The sequence below is a fragment of the Thermoanaerobacter sp. A7A genome (genome assembly GCF_000445185.1).
In the GTDB taxonomy this organism is placed as follows: domain Bacteria; phylum Bacillota; class Thermoanaerobacteria; order Thermoanaerobacterales; family Thermoanaerobacteraceae; genus Thermoanaerobacter.
This window is the reverse complement of record NZ_AVAF01000092.1, coordinates 24,737-32,388: the sequence shown is the minus strand read 5'-3', so window position 1 is coordinate 32,388 and position 7,652 is coordinate 24,737. Positions and strand designations below refer to the sequence as shown.

At 34.1% G+C, this 7,652-nt stretch carries 6 protein-coding genes; all 6 read left to right on the top strand.

Going from position 1 to position 7,652, the window contains the following annotated elements:
- Positions 1 to 63 precede the first annotated feature (63 nt).
- The 6 genes from M663_RS0105725 (at position 64) to M663_RS0105695 (ending at position 7,624) form a co-directional block, all read left to right on the top strand.
- Complete coding sequence (locus M663_RS0105725) at positions 64 to 1,095, top strand: substrate-binding domain-containing protein (protein WP_029688272.1); 1,032 nt, start codon at positions 64 to 66, stop codon at positions 1,093 to 1,095.
- A 245-nt stretch (positions 1,096 to 1,340) separates the two neighbouring features.
- On the top strand, positions 1,341 to 2,738 hold the full coding sequence (locus M663_RS0105715) for an L-fucose/L-arabinose isomerase family protein (protein ID WP_029688271.1): 1,398 nt from the start codon (positions 1,341 to 1,343) through the stop codon (positions 2,736 to 2,738).
- Between the two features lie 14 nt (positions 2,739 to 2,752).
- Positions 2,753 to 4,432 (top strand): ribulokinase, encoded by a 1,680-nt coding sequence (locus M663_RS0105710; RefSeq protein WP_029688270.1) that lies wholly within the window; start codon positions 2,753 to 2,755, stop codon positions 4,430 to 4,432.
- On the top strand, positions 4,416 to 5,060 hold the full coding sequence (locus M663_RS0105705) for an L-ribulose-5-phosphate 4-epimerase (protein ID WP_029688269.1): 645 nt from the start codon (positions 4,416 to 4,418) through the stop codon (positions 5,058 to 5,060). Before M663_RS0105710 ends, M663_RS0105705 begins: the two co-directional genes overlap by 17 nt.
- Positions 5,061 to 5,219: 159 nt before the next feature.
- On the top strand, positions 5,220 to 6,335 hold the full coding sequence (locus M663_RS0105700; RefSeq protein WP_029688268.1) for a GntR family transcriptional regulator: 1,116 nt from the start codon (positions 5,220 to 5,222) through the stop codon (positions 6,333 to 6,335).
- A complete protein-coding gene (locus M663_RS0105695; RefSeq protein ID WP_029688267.1) occupies positions 6,332 to 7,624 on the top strand; it encodes a sn-glycerol-1-phosphate dehydrogenase in 1,293 nt (430 codons plus the stop codon). The genes M663_RS0105700 and M663_RS0105695 overlap by 4 nt, the downstream gene beginning before the upstream one ends.
- Positions 7,625 to 7,652: the final 28 nt, after the last annotated feature.

The following is a 7,652-nucleotide window of genomic DNA, read 5'->3' as shown; positions in this document are numbered from 1 at the left end:
CCATAAGGATTTTGGGATTCTGCAAAGACCTAAATAAAATATTTTGAAGGAGGAAAGGTATAAATGAAAACAAAAAGATTTATTTCACTACTTGTGGTTATGTCTTTTATAATTGCAGCTTTTCTAACTGGTTGCGGAAATAGTACTTCTGATGCGGGTAGCAGTATTTCAAAGTCATCTAATAGTCCATTGGTTGGTTCCAAAGATGAGAAATACGTCATGGTAACTTTTGTTTCTGGGATTGAATATTGGAAGGGGGCTTTCAAAGGAATGCAAGATGCAGCAAAAATTTTAGGAGTCACAGCTCAATATACTGGTGCAAATGAATACGATATTAACCAAGAAGTTACTGTATTGGAACAAGTTATTGCTCAAAAACCAAGTGGGATATTAGTTACATGTATAAATCCAGATGCCTTAAAAGAACCAATTAATAAAGCAATACAACAAGGGATACCTGTAATTACTTTTGATGCAGATTCACCTAATTCATCTCGATATTCTTATCTTGGAACTTCTAATTATAATGCCGGAGTAATTGCTGCTCGTACTCTTGCAAAATTAGTTGGTGAGAAAGGCGATGTAGGAGTTATTACTGTTCCTGGGCAACTTAATCATGAAGAGCGAACAGCTGGTTTTAAAGATACAATTGCCAAAGAATTTCCAAATATGAGAGTTGTATCAGTGCAAGATGGGAAGTCAGATCAAGTAGCGTCTGCACAGGCAATGGCAAGTATGATGCAAGCAGATCCAAATTTGGTAGGAGTTTTTACAACAGAAGCTTCTACAGGTGTTGGTGCTGCTACAGCAGTTAAAGAAGCAAACAAAGTTGGCAAAATTCATATTGTAAGTTTTGATACAGACAAGGGAACATTAGACAATATTAAAGCAGGTGTTATAGATGCCACTATAGCACAAGGTACTTGGAATATGGGATATTGGGGTATGATGTTTTTATATAACTTAAAACATAATCTTGTTCATCCAATTGATGGAGATTGGAAAACTGCCAATGTAGCTCCATTACCACCTATTGTAGATACAGGAGTAAATGTTGTTACAAAAGACAATGTTGATTATTTTTATAGCAAATAATGAAGAATTAATATTTGCTAGTTTCAACCAAGAAAGAAATAAGAAATTTCTTTCTTGGTTGAAATTTCATAAATATTGTAATTGTGGAAAAATGAGTTAAAGTATTTTTGACGCTGAATCTAAAAATTAAAGAAGGAATTTTGAATAAAATGTAGAATATATTAATTATAAATGTACGTACATCTACTGTTATAATAATCAAGATATACGAACAATAAAACAATAAATGAAAGGGAGGAATTGTTATGCTAACCAAGCAAAAGCCGCAAATAGGATTTTTAGGTATTATGCAAGAACTGTACGATGATATGTTACCAGGTATTACTGAAAGACAAGAAAAGTATGCAAGAGAAGTTATACAACAACTAAAAGATATTGCAGATTTTGATTTTCCTAGAGCAGCAAAAAACAGACAAGATATTGAAAGCATTGTCAAAGAGTTTAATGAAAAAGAGCTTGATGGTATTATGATAGTAATGCTTACGTACGGACCAGCCACAAATATTGTTAATGCGCTTAGAAATAACAGGCTCCCGATTATGCTTGCAAACATTCAGCCCGTTTCAACAGTAACAGAGGATTGGGATATGGGAGACTTAACATACAATCAAGGTGTTCACGGTGCACAGGATACGGCAAATGCTATCGTGAGGATGGGAATTAATTGCCCAGTGATTACGGAAGAATGGCATTCAGAAGAATTTAAGAAATTTGTTGGAGACTGGGCTAAAGCTGTGCAGACAATTAAAGCATTGCGAAACATGAAAATAGCACAGTTTGGAAGAATGCATGGTATGTACGATATTTTGGGAGATGATGCAGCCTTTACAAGAAAAATAGGTCCGCAAATTAATCAAGAATACATTGGCGAAGTTTATAGATATATGGAAGCTGCGACAGAAGAAGAGATTAATGCGGTTATTGAAGAAAACAGAAAGAATTTTTATATCGATCCAAATCTTAGCGAAGAAAGTCACAGATATGCTGCAAGATTACAAATTGGATTCAAGAAATTCCTTGAAAACAAAGGATATCATGGTTTTAGTGCGCATTTCGATGTGTTTAGAGGAGATGGAAGATTCAAGCAAATTCCAATGATGGCTGCGTCAAATTTAATGGCTGAAGGATATGGATATGCAGCAGAGGGAGATGCTATAACTGCAAGTTTGGTTGCGGCAGGTCATGTATTGATAGGTGATGCACATTTTACAGAAATGTATGCTATGGATTTTAAGAGAAATTCAATTTTAATGAGCCATATGGGCGAAGGTAACTGGAAAATAGCAAGAAAGGATAGACCGATTAAACTTATTGATAGGGAACTAGGCATTGGTAAACTTAATAATCCACCAACGGTTGTTTTTATGGCACAACCTGGGCCAGCAACTCTTGTTTCTTTAGTATCCTTGGAAGGAGAAAGATATAGATTAGTTGTATCGAAAGGAGAGATTCTTGATACAGAAGAAGCAAAGCATATTGAAATGCCATATTTCCATTTTAGACCTTCAACTGGTGTAAAAGCATGCCTTGACGGATGGCTTATAAATGGTGGAACACATCATCAATGTTTAAATCTTGGCGATAATACACAGAGATGGAAAATGCTTTGTGATATGTTGGGCATCGAATATGTAGAAGTCTAAGGGAGGAAGAAAAAATGGCCAAGTATTCAATTGGAATAGATTATGGGACAGAGTCTGCAAGGGCTCTGCTCCTTAATCTTGAGACGGGGGAAGAAGTAGCTACTTCTGTAATGAATTATCCCCATGGTGTGATGGATGAAGAACTTCCTGATGGAACAAAACTACCGCAAGATTGGGCATTACAACATCCAGATGACTATATTGAAGTTTTAAAGAAAATAGTACCTGAAGTAATAAATCAGGCTGGTATAGACAAAGCTGATGTAATAGGCTTAGGCATAGATTTTACAGCTTGTACTATGTTGCCTATAAAAAAAGATGGAACTCCTCTTTGTGACATCCCCCAGTACAAATCAAACCCTCATTCATATGTTAAGTTATGGAAACATCATGCTGCACAACCTGAAGCAAACAAATTGAATGAAATAGCATCACAAAGGGGTGAGGATTTTTTAGCAAGGTATGGTGGAAAGATATCTTCAGAATGGCTCATACCCAAAATATGGCAAATATTAAATGAAGCGCCAGATATCTATGAAGAAGCTGATAAATTTATTGAAGCTACTGATTGGGTTGTTATGAAGCTAACAGGTAATGAAAGGCGTAATAGTTGTACTGCAGGCTATAAAGCGATTTGGCACAAAAGAAAGGGGTATCCTTCCAAAGATTTCTTTCGAGCATTAGATGAGAGGCTTGAAAATTTGGTAGAAGAAAAATTATCTAAAGATATATATCCATTAGGTACAAAAGCAGGGGAATTGACGTCTGAAATGGCAAAAATAATGGGATTAAATCCGGGAGTAGCAGTTGCTGTAGGTAATGTTGATGCACACGTTTCAGTACCAGCAGTAGGAGTTACATCGCCAGGGAAAATGGTAATGGTAATGGGAACTTCGATTTGCCATTTGGTGTTAGATGATAAAGAAGTAGAGGTCCCAGGCATGTGTGGCGTTGTAGAAGATGGAATTATACCAGGCTTTTATGGATATGAAGCAGGACAATCTGCGGTTGGCGACATCTTTGCCTGGTTTGTTGACAATTGTGTGCCGTACGAATACAAAATTGAAACAGAAAAAAGAGGGATAAGTATTCACGAGTTGTTAACAGAAAAAGCCGCAAAGCTAAAACCCGGAGAAAGTGGTCTTTTAGCGATTGACTGGTGGAACGGAAACAGGTCAGTACTAGTAGATGCGGACCTTACTGGTGTAATATTAGGAATGACTTTAACTACGAAACCTGAGGAGATATACAGAGCATTAATCGAAGCAACAGCTTTTGGTACGAGGATGATAATTGATACTTTTAATCAAAATGGAGTAAGTATTAATGAACTGTACGCTTGTGGAGGACTCCCTGAAAAAAATCCTATGCTTATGCAAATCTATGCTGATGTTACAAATCTCGAAATTAAAGTATCAAAATCTTCACAAACACCAGCACTTGGTGCAGCAATGTTTGGAGCAGTTGCAGCAGGTAAAGAAAAAGGAGGGTTTGATAGCATATTTGAAGCTGCACGAGTAATACCCAAGCTAAAGGAAGAAACATACAAACCAATACCTGAAAATGTTGAAATATATGATAAATTATTTGAAGAATACAAACTTCTTCATGACTATTTTGGCAGAGGTATAAATAATGTAATGAAAAGGCTAAAAGTCTTAAAAGAGGGGGTTTCCAATGTTAGAGAAGCTTAAAGAACGAGTATACAAAATGAATATGATGTTGCCGAAAAATAATCTTGTTACAATGACAAGTGGGAATGTCAGTGGAAGAGATGTTGAAACAGGATATGTAGTTATAAAACCAAGCGGGATTCCTTATGAAGAAATGCAACCAGAGGATATGGTTGTTGTTGACCTTAATGGTAATATAATAGAAGGAAAATGGAAACCTTCTGTAGATACCGCAACACATTTATATATATACAGACATCGTAGTGATGTTAATGGAATAGTTCATACACATTCTCCTTATGCTACAAGTTTTGCCGCTTTGGGGAAATCTATACCGGTGTACCTGACAGCAATTGCAGATGAATTTGGAGGGCCAATACCAGTTGGACCATATGCAAAAATTGGTGGAGAAGAAATAGGGGAGGCGGTAATAAAATATATAGGTCAAAGTCCAGCAATACTTATGAAAAATCATGGAGTTTTTACGATAGGGAAGACTCCAGAGGAAGCAGTAAAGGCAGCAGTGATGCTTGAAGATGTAGCAAAGACAGTTCATTTAGCGTTGCTACTTGGAGAGCCAGAAGAGATTCCTGAAGAAGAGGTAAGAAGAGCTCATGAAAGATATATGACAAAATATGGACAAAATTAAATTGTTATACTTTTTATTAGATACCTGATACTTATGAGTAAACTATAATGGTATCAGGTATCTTTCTTATATTTAAGATGAAAAGTAAAAATGTTATAATGATATATGGAAATTAATTATTTAAAAACTATTCTTGATAATCGGGAAGGATGTTTAATCGTGATAGAGAATTTACCTAAGTATCAACAACTTAAAGAATTTATAATTGAATATATTATTAAGAACAACTTAAATGCCCATGATCCTATTTTTACTGAGAATGAACTCGCAACTAAGTTTAACATGAGCAGGCACACTGTTAGAAAAGCACTCGACGAACTTGAAAACGAAGGATGGATTTACAGGAAACAAGGAGTAGGTACATTTTGTGCTGATAGGTCTGCGATAAAGAAAATAGATGACAAAAATATTGCGGTAATAACTACATATATAAATGATTATATTTTTCCAAGGATAATAAAAGGCATAGACCAAGTTTTAACAAAAGAAGGATATACAATACTACTTTATAATACAAACAATAAAATAGAAAGAGAAATTGATATTTTAGAAAATATTATGACAAAAAATATTAGAGGAATTATTATTGAACCAACAAAAAGCGCGCTTCCGCATATTAACATTGAATATTTTGAACAGTTAAAAAGGCGAGGAATTCCGTATATTTTTATAAATAGTTATTATGAAGAATTAAAACCATCATATATCATCCAAGATGATGAAGGAGGCGGCTTTGTTGTTACGGAGCATCTTATACAACTAGGTCATCGTAATATTTTAGGGATATTTAAAAGCGATGATAATCAAGGATTAAATAGATATAAAGGGTATATTAGAGCACTAAGACAATATGGTATAAAAATCAGAGAAGATAATATTGTATGGTACACAACTGAAGAAATGAGAAGTAAACCGCAAGAAATGGTCAAAAAAATATTTGAAGGCACAGGTGACAAGCCATCAGCTATAGTTTGTTACAATGACCAAATTGCAATGTGGGTGATAGAGGCTTTGAGAAATTTGGGTTTAACTGTACCAAATGATGTATCAATTGTGGGATTTGACGATTCTGATTATGCAGTATTATCGGATATTAAATTAACTACAATAGTTCATCCTAAAGAAGAGATGGGAAGACAAGCTGCAAAAGTGCTGTTTAAACTGATGGAAATGGGAAATAAAGCATTTGAAAATCCTATAACTATATGTGTGAAACCTGAATTGAAAATAAGAACATCAGCTAAAAGCATTGAAGCGAAAGAAGTGAAAGTATGAAAAATTTAATGCCTATAAAAGAAATTGCAATAAAAGAAGGAGCAATTAGTGATTTAACGCACATAATCAATAAAATAGGTGTAAATTCTAAAATAATGATCGTTTGTGATAATAATACCTATAAAGTAGTAGCAAAAGATGTAATAGAACGATTAGAAAGTAACAATTTTTCTGTTACCAAGTGTGTGTTAGAACGTGACAGTTTACTCATACCTGATGAATATAGCTTAGGAGAAGTTCTTATAAACTTAGACAAAGATACCGAATTTTTATTAGCTGTTGGTTCAGGAACTATAAACGACTTAGTGAGGTTTGTAAGTTTTAAAGTGGGTAAACCTTATGGAATTGTTGCAACAGCGCCTTCCATGGATGGCTATGCTTCTTCTGTTTCGCCTTTAATTGTCAAAGGTTTTAAGCGGACATACTCAGCAATATATCCTGAGATTATAATAGGAGATATTGATATAATTTCTCAAGCTCCATATGAGATGATAACAGCTGGTTTTGGCGATGTGATTGGGAAATATACTTCTCTTGCAGATTGGTATATAAGCAGTATTATAACAGGCGAAACTTATTCAGAGGATATAGTAGCTTTAGTAAAAGAATCGATAAATAAATGTGTTAATGCTTCGACAGGACTTTTGAAGAGAGATAAAAATTCAATAAAAGAATTAATGGAGGCGCTTGTTATTTCAGGAATTGCAATGCTTAAATTTGGTAATTCACGTCCTGCATCTGGCGCAGAACATCATTTATCACATTATTTAGAGATGAGAGAAATATTATCTGAAAATGAACACCATCTTCATGGGACAAAAGTCGGCATAACCAGCATTATTATTTCAGAAATTTATCATTACATATTTTCATTTACACTGGACGATATAAAAAAATTTATGTCAAAAAAACTTTCACTAAATCGTGATGAATTTGAAGCGAGGATAAAAAATGCATATGGTGCTATAGCTAACGAAGTTTTGAGTAATTTAAATTATTTTTATTTAGATGAGATAAAAAGAAAACAAAGACAAGAGAAGATATTTAAAAACTGGGATCATATGAGAAATTGGGTAAAAATAAATGTTCCTGATGTAGCAACCATTCAGAATTTATTACAAACAATAGGTGCTCCATCTGAATTAAATGAAATAGGGGTAAATGAAGTTTTACTTTACGATATGTTAAATAATGCTAAAGAGATAAGAAAAAATTATACGATCTTAAGACTTGCAGAAGATATAAATTTTCCTATTGAAAAATTATTTAAAAAAGTTAAAAATTTCTAGGCACAGTTTAAAAATGAAATAACCTTTA